This is a genomic window from Pseudomonas sp. TSO6 (assembly GCF_056098905.1).
The window spans coordinates 1-16,090 of the sequence record NZ_JBLZWV010000064.1; the positions used below are offsets into that span (position 1 = coordinate 1).

16 protein-coding genes and 1 riboswitch are annotated in these 16,090 nt (G+C 62.8%); of the genes, 7 read left to right on the forward strand and 9 right to left on the reverse strand.

Features of this window, described 5'->3' with window-relative positions; translation table 11 throughout:
* Window positions 1-199 precede the first annotated feature (199 nt).
* From ACN6NG_RS25210 to ACN6NG_RS25220, 3 genes are all read right to left on the reverse strand, one after another.
* Window positions 200-1,564, reverse strand: a complete 1,365-nt coding sequence (locus tag ACN6NG_RS25210; RefSeq protein ID WP_016501472.1) for a DUF1329 domain-containing protein — start codon at window positions 1,562-1,564, stop codon at window positions 200-202.
* A 25-nt stretch (window positions 1,565-1,589) separates the two neighbouring features.
* Window positions 1,590-3,476 (reverse strand): DUF1302 domain-containing protein, encoded by a 1,887-nt coding sequence (locus ACN6NG_RS25215; RefSeq protein ID WP_063423742.1) that lies wholly within the window; start codon window positions 3,474-3,476, stop codon window positions 1,590-1,592.
* Window positions 3,477-3,808: 332 nt separating this feature from the next.
* A complete protein-coding gene (locus ACN6NG_RS25220; protein WP_063423741.1) occupies window positions 3,809-5,491 on the reverse strand; it encodes a fatty acid--CoA ligase in 1,683 nt (560 codons plus the stop codon).
* 161 nt (window positions 5,492-5,652) lie between these two features.
* Here ACN6NG_RS25220 and ACN6NG_RS25225 point away from each other — a divergent pair, with 161 nt between their 5' ends.
* From ACN6NG_RS25225 to ACN6NG_RS25235, 3 genes are all read left to right on the forward strand, one after another.
* Window positions 5,653-6,618 carry a 2-hydroxyacid dehydrogenase gene (locus ACN6NG_RS25225; protein ID WP_063423740.1) on the forward strand — a complete coding sequence of 322 codons (966 nt, stop codon included), beginning with the start codon at window positions 5,653-5,655 and terminating at the stop codon, window positions 6,616-6,618.
* Window positions 6,619-6,672: 54 nt separating this feature from the next.
* Window positions 6,673-7,671, forward strand: a complete 999-nt coding sequence (locus ACN6NG_RS25230; RefSeq protein ID WP_063423739.1) for a class I SAM-dependent methyltransferase — start codon at window positions 6,673-6,675, stop codon at window positions 7,669-7,671.
* Window positions 7,672-7,710: 39 nt separating this feature from the next.
* Window positions 7,711-7,851: riboswitch (yybP-ykoY riboswitch) on the forward strand.
* Between the two features lie 87 nt (window positions 7,852-7,938).
* Complete coding sequence (locus tag ACN6NG_RS25235; RefSeq protein WP_063423738.1) at window positions 7,939-8,523, forward strand: TMEM165/GDT1 family protein; 585 nt, start codon at window positions 7,939-7,941, stop codon at window positions 8,521-8,523.
* A gap of 137 nt (window positions 8,524-8,660) precedes the next feature.
* On the opposite strand, the gene ACN6NG_RS25240 is transcribed toward ACN6NG_RS25235, so the two are convergent.
* The 4 genes from ACN6NG_RS25240 to ACN6NG_RS25255 all read right to left on the reverse strand — a co-directional run bounded on the left by ACN6NG_RS25240 (window position 8,661) and on the right by ACN6NG_RS25255 (window position 10,752).
* Window positions 8,661-9,476, reverse strand: a complete 816-nt coding sequence (locus ACN6NG_RS25240) for a M48 family metallopeptidase (RefSeq protein ID WP_063423737.1) — start codon at window positions 9,474-9,476, stop codon at window positions 8,661-8,663.
* Between the two features lie 197 nt (window positions 9,477-9,673).
* Complete coding sequence (locus ACN6NG_RS25245; protein ID WP_043200536.1) at window positions 9,674-10,294, reverse strand: SOS response-associated peptidase; 621 nt, start codon at window positions 10,292-10,294, stop codon at window positions 9,674-9,676.
* Window positions 10,295-10,309: 15 nt separating this feature from the next.
* Window positions 10,310-10,570, reverse strand: a complete 261-nt coding sequence (locus ACN6NG_RS25250; RefSeq protein WP_016501480.1) for a putative signal transducing protein — start codon at window positions 10,568-10,570, stop codon at window positions 10,310-10,312.
* Complete coding sequence (locus ACN6NG_RS25255) at window positions 10,570-10,752, reverse strand: CPXCG motif-containing cysteine-rich protein (protein WP_019472473.1); 183 nt, start codon at window positions 10,750-10,752, stop codon at window positions 10,570-10,572. The genes ACN6NG_RS25250 and ACN6NG_RS25255 overlap by 1 nt, the downstream gene beginning before the upstream one ends.
* 124 nt (window positions 10,753-10,876) lie before the next feature.
* Between ACN6NG_RS25255 and ACN6NG_RS25260 the strand changes: the two genes are divergently transcribed.
* On the forward strand, window positions 10,877-12,043 hold the full coding sequence (locus tag ACN6NG_RS25260; protein WP_063423736.1) for a 1-acyl-sn-glycerol-3-phosphate acyltransferase: 1,167 nt from the start codon (window positions 10,877-10,879) through the stop codon (window positions 12,041-12,043).
* A 120-nt stretch (window positions 12,044-12,163) separates the two neighbouring features.
* Here ACN6NG_RS25260 and ACN6NG_RS25265 read toward each other — a convergent pair whose 3' ends face one another.
* Window positions 12,164-12,424, reverse strand: coding sequence for a hypothetical protein (locus ACN6NG_RS25265; protein WP_016484887.1), 261 nt, complete (start codon window positions 12,422-12,424; stop codon window positions 12,164-12,166).
* A gap of 159 nt (window positions 12,425-12,583) precedes the next feature.
* Here ACN6NG_RS25265 and ACN6NG_RS25270 point away from each other — a divergent pair, with 159 nt between their 5' ends.
* Complete coding sequence (locus ACN6NG_RS25270; RefSeq protein ID WP_474316785.1) at window positions 12,584-12,790, forward strand: hypothetical protein; 207 nt, start codon at window positions 12,584-12,586, stop codon at window positions 12,788-12,790.
* Window positions 12,791-12,956: 166 nt separating this feature from the next.
* Here ACN6NG_RS25270 and ACN6NG_RS25275 read toward each other — a convergent pair whose 3' ends face one another.
* Complete coding sequence (locus ACN6NG_RS25275) at window positions 12,957-13,541, reverse strand: YajG family lipoprotein (RefSeq protein WP_016484885.1); 585 nt, start codon at window positions 13,539-13,541, stop codon at window positions 12,957-12,959.
* A gap of 145 nt (window positions 13,542-13,686) precedes the next feature.
* Between ACN6NG_RS25275 and ACN6NG_RS25280 the strand changes: the two genes are divergently transcribed.
* Both ACN6NG_RS25280 and mqo read left to right on the forward strand, forming a co-directional pair.
* Entirely contained in the window at window positions 13,687-13,920 is a 234-nt protein-coding gene (locus ACN6NG_RS25280; protein ID WP_016501485.1) for a hypothetical protein, read from the forward strand.
* 601 nt (window positions 13,921-14,521) lie between these two features.
* Window positions 14,522-16,030, forward strand: coding sequence for a malate dehydrogenase (quinone) (gene mqo / locus ACN6NG_RS25285; protein ID WP_474316788.1), 1,509 nt, complete (start codon window positions 14,522-14,524; stop codon window positions 16,028-16,030).
* Window positions 16,031-16,090 lie beyond the last annotated feature (60 nt).

The window sequence follows — 16,090 nt, forward strand, 5'->3', positions numbered from 1 at the left end:
GTAGCGGTAGGAGCAGCCTTGTGCTGCGAAGAGGCCGGTAAGGCTAAAGACTCTCTTCGGCTGCAATGGCCTCTTCGCAGCACAAGGCTGCTCCTACAGGGCCTGTGTTTGACTGGAAATTATCGCCGGAGCAGGAAACAGAAACGCCCCGGGCAGGCCGGGGCGTTCTGGGGATCACACGGAGTGGAGGGTTTTCAGATCAACGAATACCCGACTGGCGCAACGCCGCAGGCTGGAAGTCGGCCTTGCTGGCGCTGAAGCCGAAGTCGTAGGCGCGCTTCTCTTCGTTTTTCATGCCCAGGGCCAGGTAACGACCCGACTGCAGGTCGTAGATGGTTTCCAGGGTGTACCAAGGCACCTCTTTGTTGTAATACGGCTGGGAATGGGCCTCGGACACGCGCCACAGCTGGCCACGGCCGTCGTACTGGTCGATCACTGCGGCCTGCCAGGTGTCCTCATCGATGTAGAAGTCTCGCTTGGCGTAGATGTGCCGCTGGCCCGGCTTCAGGGTTGCGACCACGTGCCAGACGCGGCGCAGCTCGTAACGGGACAGGTCCTGGTTGATGTGCCCGGCCTTGATGATGTCGGCGTACTTCAGCTTGGGGTCATCCAGCTTGAAGGCGTTGGAGGCGATGTACAGCTCCTTCTTGCCTTCGAGCTTCCAGTCGTAGCGGTCTGGCGCACCGTTGAACATGTCCAGGTTGTCCGAGGTACGCAGGCCGTCGGCGGCGGTACCCGGGCCGTCGTACGACACTTGCGGCGCCTGGCGCACGCGACGCTGGCCGGCGTTGTAGATCCACGCCTTGCGCGGCTCCTTCACCTGGTCGAGGGTTTCGTGCACCAGCAGCACGGTCCCGGCCAGGCGCGCTGGCGCGGTTACTTCCTGCTTGAAGTAGAACAGGATGTTGCCTGGGTTGTTCGGGTCGTAATCCTTCATCCTGTCGCGGAAGACGAACTGGTCGGAGAAGTAAACCGGGCTGAAAGAGCCGTTCTGCTGTGGCGTGGCCTGGATCACCAGGCGGCTGACACTGCCCCCCCGGTAACGGGTGATGTGGTTCCAGATCACTTCCAGGCCGGTTTTCGGGATCGGGAACGGCACCGCCGTGTTGAAGTTGTTCAAACCGTTGCCGCCTTCCGTCAGCGTGGTCTGGGTGGCGTTTTTCTTGATGGCGGCGAACACGTCCGCAGGTACCGTGGAGCCGCGATGGGTTTTGAATACAGGGATCTTGAAGGTGTCCGGGTAGCGCTTGAGCATGGCCATCTGGCCCGGCGAAAGCTTGTCCTTGTACTGCTCGGCGTTTTGCGCAGTGATGGTGAACAGCGGCTTTTCACTGCCATACGGGTCGGCCAGGAAACCCTTGCCGTCGACGCTGCCCGCACTCTTCGACAGCGGCTCCCAAGGGCCGATCGAGCCATCGGCGTTGCCGGCCTTTTCAGCCCCCATCGGGGTCAGGGTACTGCCCAACTTGGCCGCCTCGTCGGCGGATACCGCAGCCATGACGCTGGTCGCCAGCAGGGACAGGCCCAGTACACCAGCTTGCAGCAGACTTCTGGTCTTGTTCATGTCGTGTCGTCCTGGATCTGTATGCTTAGAAGTTCACGCCGAAGCTGAGCGCGACGAAGTCACGGTCATCCACGGTGCTGTACTTGCCATCGAAGAAGTTGGTGTACGACAGGCTCGCCGTGTAGGTGTTCTGGTACTCGGCGTCCAGGCCCAGGCTGACTGCCTTGCGGCCTTCCTCGAAGTTGGCACCAGGGCCGGGCGAGTAGCCAGAGACGTCATGCGACCAGGCCACGCTGGGCTTGAGGTTTACGCCGGCAAAGACATCGTTGTAGTCCCAGATGACCCGCGCGCGGTAACCCCAGGAGGTGCTGGTGGTGTAGCCGTCGTTTTCGCATTTGCGATTCAGGTTGGTGGTGGATGCCCCGGCACCTGCGCCGGCGATGGTGCTTGCATTGAGTGCCTGGCAGGTGTCCGCACCGCCAGTGGCAGGCAGCGGGCCAGGCCCGAAGACCGGGTCACGGCCATAGCGGGTCTCGCGGGCGTTTTCCAGGCCGCCAACGTGGGTTACCCCAACTTCGCCCACCACGGTCATGCGGCTGGCGCCCATTACCTGGTCGAAGAAGTGCGTCAGGGTGGTCTGGAACTGGGTGATTTCCTTACGACGGTAGCCGTGCAGGTCTTGGCCGGGGGTACCGGAGAGCAGCGAAGCGTTGGTCAGTGCGCCACCAATCGGACGCACGCCCGAGAACAGGATGTCGGTGGTATTCAGTTGTACGGGGGCATTGGGGCGATAGCTGACTTCACCACTCCAGGCCGTACCTGTAGGCAGCGTAGTGGAGAAGCTCAGGCCGTACAGGCGGATGTCTTCGGGGTACTCGACGAAGTACTCGGAGTTGCCGGCCACAATCAGCGGTGCCAGCGCCCGCAACTGGGCAGGCAGCGCGCTCAGGCCGGCGAACACCGATGGTGGGGCGCCGGTGGCACTGAAGATCGGTGCGCGGCTGTGGTAGTTCATGAAGTAGGCGCCGAACTCGGTGTCCAGCGGGTCGAACATGTAGCGCAGTGCCACGCCGAACTGGCCGCTGTCGCGGGCATCACGGTCGGCGCCGCGGCGCACCATCACCCCTTCCTCATTGATGTTCACGCCCCGGGAGGCGAGGAACTGCTGGGCCGCGCCGGGCACCGTGCGGCTGCTGTTGAGCACGCGCAGGTTGTCGGTACAGCCGTCGGCAATGATGTCCGGCTGCGAGAAGAACGTACCGCAGTTATCAACAACCGTCTGGTCCCACTCGATCTGGTAGAAGGCTTCGGCCGACAGGTTGTCGGTGAGGCTTTGCGAGATATAGAACATGTTGACCGGGATCAGGCCTTCCTTGATCTCGGCCCCTGGGCGGCGGAACGCCGACACGTCGATGGGGTTGATCGAGTTGATGCCGCCGCCGATGAAGGTACTCTCACCCCAGCTCACCACCTGCTTGCCCAGGCGTACCGAGCCCGGCTGATCGCCGATGGAATAGTTGTGGTAGACAAAGGCGTCGAGCAACTGCGCGCCGGACGACTTGGCGCCTTCCTTGCGGCCGGAGTCGCTGATGTCCTTGAACTCGCGGCCTTCGTCCTTCAGTTCGAAGTCGTACCAGTACTTGCCGCGCACGAACACGCCGGTATCGCCGTATTTGAGTTCCAGGTCATGGATGCCCTTGAAGATCTTGGAGAACGTTTCGCCCTTCTTGAAGTTCAGGTGGCCGTCGTCGGATGTCTGCGACAGGCCCTTGCCGCCGTTGTTCACCCCGATCAGGTTCTTGTTGGGGTTGGCTGTCGACCAGCTGGCGCCGATGGAGAGCGACGAGTCGAACTGGCCTTCGATTTCACCAATGTTGAAACTGACAGCGAAAGCAGGACTTGCGAGCGTGGAAGCAAGGCTGACGGCCAGGGGCAACTTGGCCCGGCGCCAGAACAGGTTTGCAGATTTCATCGACGCTACTCCATGTACTTTATTGTTATGGCAGTGAGTCCTTTCAAGAACGGCCCGAGCGACCGGTTTGCAGGTTTGCACCTGCGGCGACACGGCTTGCGCGTATCGCCCTCCCCCATTCCTGAAAATCCCCTGGCCCCGACTATAGCCAGCAAGGCACAGGCGCTTGATCCCTCTAAAGTGTGATTTGCGCTCCATGCCGCCAACTCGCTGCAGTGTTGTCCCGGTTGCGGGCTGGCAGAACTCAAGGATGGCGCATTTCTGCCATTTGGCAAGGCGCCGAGGCCTCTAGCGTGCGGGTCGCGTTCTGACGTTGGCGACCCGCACGGCGGTCACAGCGTGGAAAGGAACGCGCTGTTGCTGGCCTGCCACTGGACGATGTCCTGGCGGATGCGTTTCTTGTCGAGCTTGCCGACACTGGTCTTGGGAATTTCAGTAACAACGGCAATCTGGCTAGGAATCGCCCACTTGTTGATGTGCCCTTGCTCGACAAATGGCTTGAGATGGTCCTTGAGCGCCTTGGCATCGATGGCCTGGCTTTCGCGCACCACCAGCAGGGCAAACGGGCGCTCGCCCCATTGCGGGTCGGCCACCCCCACCACCGCCACTTCGCGCACGGCCGGGTGACGGCTGATCAGGTCTTCCAGGTCGAGCGAAGACACCCACTCGCCACCGGTCTTGATCACATCCTTGATGCGGTCACGGATGTCGATGTAGCCCATGCCGTCGAGGGTGGCAACATCGCCGGTGTGCAACCAGCCCCCCTGCCACAGTTCCTCGCTCTTTTCCGGCTCCTTGAAGTAGCCCATGGTCAGCCACGGCGCACGCAGCACCAGCTCGCCCTGGGTCTCGCCGTCTGCCGGCAGGAAGTTGCCGTCGCCATCGACAATGGCCGCCTCGACCAGTGGCACCGGTACGCCTGCCTTGATGCGGTAGGTGACGCGCTCATCCTCGCTGCCGGCCTGCAGCTCGTCGTTCAGGTGCGCAGCGGAGATCAGCGGGCAGGTTTCGGACATGCCATACGCGGCGGTCAGCTGAATACCACGCGCCAGGGCAGCCTGGTACAGCGAACGGTTGAGCGAGCTGCCGCCGATGATGATTTTCCAGCCGCCGAAGTCCTGCCCTTGCGCGTTGGGGCAGTTGAGCAGCATCTGCAGGATGGTCGGCACGCAATGGGAGAACGTGACCTTTTCTTCGCGCCACAGCTTGACCAGCATGTCCGGCTCGTAGCGCCCCGGGTACACCTGCTTCATGCCCAGCATGGTGGCGGCGTAGGGAATGCCCCAGGCATGCACATGGAACATCGGGGTGATGGGCATGTACACGTCGTTGCTGCCCAGCAGGCGCACGCTGTCGATGCTGCCGGTGACCGAAGCTTCGGCCAAGGTGTGCAGTACCAGTTGCCGATGGGTGAAGTACACGCCCTTGGGGTTGCCGGTGGTGCCGGTGGTGTAGAAGGTGGTGGCCACCGAGTTTTCATCGAAGTCCGGGAAGTCGTAGCGCGAGCTGGCGGCTGCCAGCAGCTGCTCGTACTCGCCCACCAGGCCGGGCAGCTCGGCCGTTTTGTCCGGGCCATCGGTCAGCAGCAGGGTCTTGTCAACGGTTGTCAGCTGCCCGGCAATGGCCTGGTAGAGGCCTACGAAATCGCTGTTGACCAGCACCACGCGGTCTTCGGCGTGGTTCATGGTGTAGAGGATCTGCTCGGGCGACAGGCGCACGTTGATGGTGTGCACAACAGCGCCGATCATCGGGATGGCGAACATGCACTCCAGGTAGCGGTGGCTGTCCCAGTCCATTACCGCCACGGTGTCACCCGCCTTTACCCCAGCCTCGGTCAGCACATTGGCCAGGCGCGCAATGCGCTCGTTGAGCTGTGGGTACGTCAGGCGCAACTGGTCGCGGTAGACGATTTCGCGGGTCTTTTCATAACGGCTGCCGGACATCAAAAGGCGTTTGATCAGCAGCGGGTAGTCGTAGGCGCCCTCGGTGGGCTTGATGATGCGGGTCTGCAGCATGGGTATCCCTTTTCTGAAAAGCGGGCCGGACAAATCTGGTAACCACTGTAGTTCGCGAATGTGACGGCTAAATCAGCCGAAGGAATGATTTGGCTGCGCGGGGTATGAGTGGCATTGTCCGGGTGATGGATCATCCCTGCCCTGCCAACGGAGCCTTACCGATGCCCAGCCCGCGTCGCGCCGTATTTCTCGATCACCATTCCCTGGACCTCGGTGACCTCGACCTTTCCCCGCTACGAAGCCAGTTCGATGAGTTGGAGCTGTTCGATGCAACCCGCCCTGACCAGGTAAGCCAACGCCTGCAGGGCGCCGTGGCGGTGGTCAGCAACAAGGTCATGCTCGACGCCGCGGCCCTGGCCGCCAACCCACAGCTCAAGCTGATCCTGGTGGCCGCCACCGGCACCAACAATGTCGACCTGGCAGCAGCGCGCGCACAGGGCATCACGGTGTGCAACTGCCAGGGCTACGGCACGCCGTCCGTCGCGCAGCACACCCTCGCCCTGCTGCTGGCCCTGGCCACCCGCCTGTGCGACTACAACCAGGCAGTAGCCGACGGCCAGTGGGCCAAGGCCAGCCAGTTCTGCCTGCTGGACTTTCCCATCGTCGAGCTCGAAGGCAAAACCCTCGGCCTGCTAGGCCACGGCGAACTGGGCGGCGCGGTAGCGCGGCTGGCCGAAGCCTTCGGCATGCGCGTACTGAGCGGGCAGATTCCCGGCCGCCCGGAACGCGCCGACCGCCTGCCGCTGGACGAGCTGCTGCCACAAGTAGACGCCCTGACTTTGCACTGCCCGCTGAACGAGCACACCCGGCACATGCTCGGTGCCCGCGAACTGGCCCTGCTCAAGCCCGGTGCGCTGGTGGTGAACACCGCCCGTGGCGGCCTGATCGACGAGCATGCGCTGGCCGATGCCCTGCGCAATGGTCACCTGGGCGGCGCGGCCACCGACGTGCTCAGCGTGGAGCCGCCAGTCAACGGCAACCCGTTGCTCGAACCCGGCATCCCGCGGCTGATCATCACCCCGCACAGCGCCTGGGGAGCAGTGGAATCGCGCCAACGCATCGTCGGCCAGCTCAGCGAGAACGCCCAGGCCTTCTTCGCCGGCCAGCCGCGCCGCGTGGTCAGCTGAGCGGGGCGGCCGCCTCTGCTACACTGCGCCACTTTTTTCCAGGAGGCGTCGTCCATGGACCCGCGCAGTGAAGTATTGCTCCGCCAGGCAGAGCTGTTCCAGGGGCCGCTGCTGATTGCCGGCGCCCCCGCCGATGGCCTGCTCGGCCAATTGCCACAGGCCCAGGCCTGGACATGGCACGCAGGCGATCAGGCCCTGCTCGACAGCCGCTTTGCCGGCCGCAGCCACCATGGTGTCGAACCGCCTGAAGTGCCCTTCGACAGCGCCGTGCTGTTCCTGCCCAAGTCCCGCGAACTGGCCGCCTACCTGCTCAATGCCCTGGCGTCGCGCCTGGCCGGCCGTGAGCTGTACCTGGTCGGCGAAAAGCGCGGCGGCATCGAAGGCGCGGCCAAACAGCTGCAAGCCTTTGGCAAACCGCGCAAGCTGGACAGCGCCCGGCACTGCCAGCTGTGGCAAGTGACCATCGAGCAGGCGCCCGAGGCCAAGCCGCTGGAAAGCCTGGCCGAACGCTTCGAACTGGCCCTGGAAGACGGCCCGTTGCAAGTGGTCAGCCTGCCTGGCGTATTCAGCCACGGGCGCCTCGACCGCGGTACCGCCCTGCTGCTCAAGCACCTCGACGGCCTGCCCAGCGGGCATGTGCTGGACTTCGGCTGTGGCGCCGGGGTATTGGGCGCAACGGTCAAGCGCCGCTATCCGCAAAGCCGGGTAACCCTGCTGGATGTGGATGCCTTCGCCGTGGCGGCCAGCCGCCTGACGCTGGCCGCCAACGGCCTGGACGGCGAGGTGATCAGCGGGGATGGTATCGACGCGGCACCGACCGATCTCAGCCTTATCCTGAGTAACCCTCCGTTCCACACCGGGGTACACACCAACTACCAGGCTTCGGAAAACCTCCTGAAAAAATCGGCCGTTCATCTGCGAAAAGGCGGCGAAATGCGCCTTGTTGCCAACAGTTTCCTGCGCTACCAGCCGTTGATCGAAGGTGCGCTGGGCAACTGCCAGGTGCGCGCCGACGCTGACGGTTTCCGGATCTATCAGGCAACACGCGGATAAAAACAGCGCTTGCCGAAAGCGTTTTGCCTAGGCAGAATCCGCACCGTCCTAGGGGAGTAGTCTCCCGCGAGCACCCTGCTCGCCCGGTACGCGTCAACATACTTGGTCAACAGACCATGGCGCGTGCGACCCACCATGCCAGCCTGCATGGAGAGATCCGCAGAGACGGATCCAGGGTTTGACAAGACCTATGACACGCACACCTTACCCGGGGCGGGGAGGATGTACGTGTCATAGCCGTGTCGACCCGCCCCCGTAGGAAACCTGATGCTGGAATCTCTGTTGGTCCCCACCGCCATCGTTGCCCTCGCCGAAATCGGCGACAAGACGCAACTGCTCGCGCTCATTCTCGCTGCCCGCTTCCGCAAGCCGTGGCCGATCATCGCCGGCATCGTCGCCGCCACCTTGGCCAACCATGCCGCCGCTGGCGCCGTGGGTGCCTGGTTCGGCAGCTTCTTCAGCGACTCGGCATTGCACTGGATCCTCGCCGCGAGCTTCACCGCCACTGCGCTGTGGACCCTGGTGCCCGACAAGATGGATGACGACGAGAACCCGGCGCGCCGCTTCGGGCCGTTCCTGACTACGCTCATCGCGTTCTTCCTGGCAGAAATCGGTGACAAGACCCAAGTCGCCACCGTCATGCTGGCGGCGCAGTATCCGCACCTGATCATGGTGATCATCGGTACCACCCTGGGCATGCTGATCGCCAACGTGCCGGTGGTTCTGGCGGGTAACTTCGCGGCAGACAAGCTGCCATTGACCCTGATCCGTCGCCTGGCGGCCACGGCGTTCTTCGTGCTGGCCATCGTGGCGGTCTATACGGCGATGAAAGCAAGTGGCTGGGTTGGCTGACTGCAGAAGGGGCCGCTCTGCGCCCCAATCGCCGGCAAGCCAGCTCCCACCCCGACCGCACCGGCTTCAAGCCATGTGCAGTACATGTGGGAGCTGGCTTGCCGGCGATTGGGCTGCAAAGCAGCCCCCTTGCGGTCTTACTGCTTTGCCGCCTGATACAGCGGCATCACCTTCGGAATCGCCGACTGCAGCGAGGCAATGCGGCTTTCGGACGCCGGGTGGGTGCTCATGAACTCAGGCGGTGCGCCTTCGGAAGCCTTGCTCATTTTGTTCCACAAGGTGATCGCGGCATTCGGGTCGTAACCGGCACGCGCCGACAGCTCCAGGCCAATCAGGTCGGCCTCGTTCTCGTTGGCCCGGCTGTTGGGCAGGGTCATTGCGTAGTTCACCACGGTGTCGGCCATGGCCATGCTGCCCTGGCCGAGGCCGAAGATGGCACCGGCCCCCTGACGGGCCATTTCCACGCCGTACGCCTTGGACATGGCCTCGCGGCTGTGCTCACGCAGGGCGTGGGCAATCTCGTGCCCCACCACCGCGGCGATTTCCGCATCGGTGAGCTTGAGCTGATCGATCAGCCCGGTGTAGACAATGATCTTGCCGCCGGGGCCGCAGTTGGCGTTCAGCTCGTCGCTCTTGATCACGTTGACTTCCCAGTTCCATTGCGCGGCATCCGGGCGGAACTTGGGCGCCTGGGCGATCAGGCGGTTGGCGATTGCCTGCACACGCTTGGCATCGGCGCTGGACTTGTCGAGCACACCTTTGCTCGATGCTTCACCCAGGGTCTGCTGGTACGACTGGGCGTACATCTGGTTGACCTCATCGGTCGAGAGCATGCTGAACATGTACTGCTGGCGCTGCACGCCGACAGCGCCGCCGCTGGTGGTGTTCACCGCCTGGCAACCGGCCAGCAGGATGCCAGCACTCAACAGGCTGACGACAAAAGACTTACGCATGAAAACACTCCCTTTTTACATGCGCCGTATCCTAGGCCGAGTCAGCAGTGCCCGCTATAGCCGTAGGGAAGATTTTCTTCACCTGTACCGGCCTCTTCGCGGGCATGCCCGCTCCCACAGGTATTCATTTCCCCCAGGTATACCGAACAACCTGTGGGAGCGGGCGTGCCCGCGAAAGGGCCAGTGCAGGCAGAGCATCAGGCCGGGGTCAGGCACTCCGGCGCATCCAGCTTCGGGTCATTGACGAAATTGGCCAAGGCCCGTTCCCGCAAGGTGGCCGGGGGGCTGGCCAGCAACTCATGCAAGCGGGTAACCGGCGTATCCGGATCAAGCCACGCCGCCTGCCCCGCCTCGTCCAGTATCAGCGGCCGACGCTGGTTCATGGCTGCCTGGGTCACCACCGCGCAGCTCAGCCACACCTGGTCCTGCACCGGGTAGGCCTCCCACACTGCTGCAAAATACAGCGACGAGCCCTCCCCCGGGGTCAACCAGTACGGGCGTTTACGCACGTTGCCACGCCACTCGTAAAAGCCATTGGCCGGCATCAGGCAGCGACGCTGGCGAAAAGCATCGCGAAACATTGGCTGCTCGACCAGGGTTTCGGCGCGGGCATGCGCGGGGGTGCGGGACAGGTCTGTGAGCCAGGCCGGGGTAAGCCCCCAGCGCGCCTTGGCCAGTTGCTGCTGGCCGTCGAGCTGGCGCTGGATAAGCACCGAAGCCCCGGGCGAAATGTTCCATTGGGCCGGCTGGCCTTCGGGGAAGCCAGGCAGGCTGGCAAGCGCCTGGGGCCAGCGAAACAGGGCATAACGTCCACACATGGGCGAATTCAGAACCTAGCAGATCAAGGTACCGGGGAAGCTCTCCGGTTCGTCGCCAACCAGTGGCTGGGCATCATTGTACGCATCGATCAGCTGCCGTGCGTACTCGGCCTGCTCATCCGCCACCGCAAGCCCGAGCAGGCCTTGCAGCGGCAGTTCGCCCACACCCCCCATCAAGTCACGGCCCACCAGCTGCACGTTGATGCCTTCACTGGCCAGCATACCGACCAGCATTTCGGCTTCGAGCAGGTTTTCAGGTTCGTAGATACGCCGCATCAGTCGTTCTCACCGAAGACGTCCAGCATCCACTCCTCGCCATGAACCTGCAGCACGAAGCGAATAGGCTTGCAGCACACCTGGCAGTCCTCGATGTACTCCTGATCGCCACCGGACAGGTCCACCGTGGTTTCGACTTCTTCGCCACAATAAGGGCAATCGTAGTTCGCAGTTTCCAGCATCGCGGCCTCCGGGGTGACTTATGCGTATAATTGCCGGTCTGTTTACAGGGCCTGTGTGTGTCCGAGCCGTTTTTCGGAGCCCGCCCTACCTTATTACCCTAGCCGTTTCCAACAAGAGAGCATGATGGGCGAATTCGATGCCATCCGACCGTACGACGACGCTGAGGTCCCTGCCGTTCTGGCACGCCTGCTCAGCGACCCGGCATTCCTCGATATCCTCACCCACTTCCGCTTCCCGCGTGCGGCCGGTGCTCTCGGCTGGTTGCTCAAGCCGCTGATTGCCCGTCGCCTGCGCAAGGAATTCGCCGGCGTCACCTGCGTTTCGACCCTGCAGGACAAAGTCGAATACTACGTCGACCAGACCATCGACCGCGCCACCGACGGCGTTACCTATTCGGGCGTGGAACAGCTCAAGGCCGGCACCGCCTACCTGTTCCTGGCCAACCACCGTGACATCGTCATGGACCCGGCCTTCGTCAACTACGCGGTGTACCACGCAGGCTTGCCCACCCCTCGCATTGCCATTGGTGACAACCTGCTGCAAAAGCCTTTTGTCAGCGACATGATGCGCCTGAACAAAAGCTTCATCGTGCACCGTTCGATCAGCGGGCGTCGCGAGAAGCTGGCAGCCTATCAGTTGCTCTCGGCCTACATCAGCCACTCGATCCGCAACGACGCCACGTCGATCTGGATCGCCCAGGCCGAAGGCCGCGCCAAGGACGGTGACGACCGCACCGATTCGGCGATCCTCAAGATGTTCCACATGAGCCGCAAGGACGAGCCGTTCGGTGCGGTGATCCAGAGCCTTAACCTGACGCCGGTGTCGATCAGCTACGAATACGACCCGTGCGACCAGGCCAAAGCCCGCGAGCTTTACATCCGCGCCACCACCGGTACCTACAAGAAGGCACCCGGCGAGGATGACAACAGCATCGCCAAGGGCATTACCGGCTACAAGGGCCGGGTGCACATCACGTTCACCCCGCCGGTGACCGCGTACTACGAGGACACCAAGCAGCTGGCAGCGGAAATCGACCGGCAGATCCTTGGCAGCTACCGCCTGTTCCCGGTGCATTACCTGGCGTATGCGATGTGGGACAGCAAGGATGAGGCGCTGCAGGTGCCGAGTGCCGAGAAGGTGTTCCCGGCGGATGAGCTGGCCAAGGCCAAGGAAGAATGGCAACGCCGCCTGGATGCCTGCCCCGAAGAGCAGCGGCCTTACCTGGTGTTGCAGTATGCGACGCCGGTGCGTAACCAGTATCAGGTCAGGCAGCAGACGCCGGTCGCCTGATCGATCCCGGGGGCTGCGTTGCAGCCCAATCGCGACACAAGGCCGCTCCCAAAGGATTACGCAATTCCCTGTGGGAGCGGCCTTGTGTCGCGATGGGCCGCAACGCGGCCCCAATGGTTCTCAGACCCAGGTACTGAACCAGGACAACAGCAACGCCATCGCCAAGCACGAAAAACCGAGAATGTAGAAGTAGCGTGGCACCCGCAGGTCGAACGCGTCCACCACCCCCTCCTCCACAGCCATGTATTCGCGGGTCTCGGCCTCGCGCCGCCGTGCGCTGTGCAGCAGCAACCCGCCCGGGCAGGTCAGCAGCAGCGCCAGCAGGTTGATCAACTTGGTGGGATGGGCGGCCAGGAACCCCCAGAGCACTTGCAAGGACATCACGCAACCTCAGTGTGAGCAGCGGCAAAGGCACGCATTCTACCCAAGTCGCTCTTCGGCGCCCGGCATGGGCGACAAAGTGTCATTAAATTTCATCTGTCATTCGCTCGTCATCTGAACAGGCCACCCTGTCGGCCTCTCATCATCCGGAGCTTGTTCATGCTGCACGCCGAAAACCAGGACCGCCTCTACCTCGTGGCCCAGAGCGATGAACAACAGGCGTTGATCGATGGTTTTGCCATCAATGTGCAGGACCGCCAGTGGTTGGTCTACTGTGCGCTGGGCGGTCATGTACATAAAGATTTGCCAGAGGTCGATGCCGGGACGGGCTTTAGCTTGCTGGATTTCTACGTGGAAGCAGCGTAAGCCTGAACCGGCCTCTTCGCGGGTGAACCCGCTCCACAGGGACCGCACCGAATCCGAGGCCTGCGCTGTACCTGTGGGAGCGGGTTTACCCGCGAAGAGGCCAGCACAGGCAACAAAAAACCCGCTACCTGGCACAGGGAGCGGGTTTTTTCATCCAGCCAAACGCTTACTGGCCCAGCACCTGCCCGATGGTCGGGTCTTTGAACAGGCGGGTCAGGGCATCGCTCAGCACATCACCCACCAGCTGGGTATTGGTGTCCTGGTTCGGCGCCATGCCGAAACGCTGGTCCAGCGAAGCGCCGTAGCGGCCGCTGTAGCTGCGCCCGCCATTGCGCACGTCGGCGCGGAAGGTGGCGCCGATGGTAGCCTCGGTCACGTACAGGTTGTCTTTGGGCGACTGATATTTCAGCTCGGCCAGGGTCACTGTCAGCTGGGGGGCACCAGAGGCATTCGGCGTCGGGGTGAAGCCCAGCAGGCGCACGGCAGCTTCGGCCTGGGCCTGCAGCTTGGGTACCACGTCGTTACCGCTGACGCTGATGGTGCTGGTCTCAGGGTACATGCCACCACGGGTGCCCAAGGATTGCGAAGGCCGGCCGTCAACCACCCGCACCACGACCGGCTGGCCGTGACCCACAGGGGCGAGCTGGGCCTTGAGCGTGGGTTGCGGGTTGAGTTGTTGCGGGCTGTGGGCACAACCGACCAGGCTGAGGCTGGCCACGGCAATCAAACCGAACAACAGACGTTGCAACATGCGCGTTTCTCCAGAAAATGCGGCAAAGGCCCACAGTATACCTAGCCAGGCACAGACCAGTCATCGGCCCGACCCGCTTGTCACAATCGTTTCATGGTCCCGCCCTTATCCTTGCGCCAAGCCCTCACGCAAAGGACTCGCCGCCATGGCCTCGCTCTGGACCCTGCTCTTCCAACGCCCGCGCCACAACACCTACGCCCGCCTCGATGGCCAAGGCAAATGCCTGGCTTTCAAGCAATGCAGCCAGGTGCCAAGCGGCAGCGGCTGGGTCCAGGTCGGTGAAATCCAGCTGGCCTGGCTGGGCCGCGAGCTGCCCGCCGACGCCCGGGTTTGCGCCCGCGCAAGCCGCCGCTGGCACCAGCGCATCCTCGCGGCCTGACAAACGCTGCAATAAAAACCACGAATGGCGACATTTCTGCCCGCGACATCGCTATAATCTCCCCCCGATTATAAGGACGTCTCCTGATCGGGCCCCGCACTCGCCGATTGACCCCGGCAACTTCACCCGCTTCGCCCACAGAGAGCCTTCCACTCAGGTCTTGCATCGGCTGTCGTGCCTGCTTTTCCGGCCCTTCACACTGCATGAACCTGCGGGTTGCCATCGCGCAGTCCCCTTTTGAGGTTCACGTCTCCAAAAGAGCGTGAAAAAACGGTTTTCACAACTTCACAAGAGTGTGGCGAGCAAATGAACAGTCTGGCATGTGCAAAAGCGGCAGATGTGTCCCGAACAGCCCTGAACAGGCGGCAAATGCGCTCATCCCGTATGAGTGTCTGAACCGTTCCATAACGCACGCACGACACCTTGACCATAAGTCGAATTGCCGCACCCGTGGCAAACGGCGTTCAATAGCTGAACCCGAAGACTGATTGGCGGTGTCCGCGGAAGTTGCAAGAACTGCGAAAAGTCGGACATGGCGACCCTGGCTACCCCAGGTCCTATGCTGTCAATTAGGTAGCTGTAGATTGTGGAGACGCGTTAAATGGCGCAGAACGAATCGGTTGATGTAGTACTGGTAGGCGCGGGCATCATGAGTGCCACCCTGGCCGTACTGCTGAAGGAGCTTGACCCGACCCTGAAGCTTGAGGTCGTCGAGGCGATGGACTCCGGAGCCGCGGAAAGCTCCAACCCCTGGAACAACGCAGGCACCGGCCACGCTGGTCTGTGCGAGCTTAACTACACGCCCCAGGCCGCCGATGGCAGCATCGACATCAAGAAGGCCGTGCACATCAACGCCCAGTTCGAGGTGTCGCGCCAGTTCTGGGCCTACCTGAGCAAGAAGGGCAACTTCGGCTCGGCGCGTGCGTTCATCAACCCTGTCCCGCACCTGAGCTACGTCGAGGGTGACAAGGGTGTTTCCTTCCTCAAGAAGCGCTTCGAGCTGCTCAAGCAGCACCATGCCTTCGCTGACATGGAATACACCGAAGACAAGGCGGTGATGAGCGACTGGATGCCGCTGATGATGCCAGGCCGCCCGGCCGACCAGCACATTGCTGCTACCCGTGTAGCCAAAGGCACCGACGTCAACTTCGGCGCCCTGACCAACAAGCTGCTCAAGCTGCTGGGCGACTCGCCGGACGCGCAGGTGAAATACAGCAAGAAGGTCGTCGGCCTGCGCCGTAACGGCAACGGCTGGACCGTGAGCATCAAGGACGTCAACAGCGGCGGCAGCCGCGAAGTCGACGCCCGCTTCGTCTTCCTCGGCGCCGGCGGCGCGGCCCTGCCGCTGCTGCAAGTGTCCGGCATCCCGGAAAGCAAAGGCTTTGGCGGCTTCCCGGTCAGCGGCCAGTGGCTGCGTTGCGACAACCCGGAAATCGTCAAGCAGCACCAGGCCAAGGTCTACAGCCAGGCCGCCGTAGGCGCCCCGCCGATGTCGGTACCGCACCTGGATACCCGCGTTGTGGACGGCAAGACTTCGCTGCTGTTCGGCCCGTACGCCGGCTTCACCACCAAGTTCCTCAAGCACGGTTCGCTGATGGACCTGCCGCTGTCGGTGCGCATGGGCAACATCGGCCCGATGCTGGCCGTGGCCCGTGACAACATGGACCTGACCAAGTACCTGGTCAGCGAAGTGATGCAGTCTATGGAGCAGCGTCTGGAAGCCCTGCGTCGCTTCTATCCGCAGGCCAAGGCCGAAGACTGGCGCCTGGAAGTGGCTGGTCAGCGCGTGCAGATCATCAAGAAAGACCCGAAAAAAGGCGGTGTGCTGCAGTTTGGTACCGAGCTGGTCTCGGCCCAGGACGGCAGCCTGGCCGCACTGCTCGGTGCTTCGCCAGGCGCTTCGGTGACCGTGTCGATCATGCTGGAACTGATCGAGCGCTGCTTCCCCGAGCAGGCCAAAGGTGCCTGGGCTGCCAAGCTCAAGGAAATCTTCCCGGCGCGCGAGAAGACCTTGGCAACCGATGCTGCCCTGTACCAGAAGATCAGTGCCGACAACGATGTGGCGCTGGACCTGGTGGAAAGCAGCCCGGCGGCCAAGCACTACGCCTGAACCGCCCGATAACGGAAAAACGCCCCTCGGGGCGTTTTTTTTGCGCCTGAGGCTTTACCT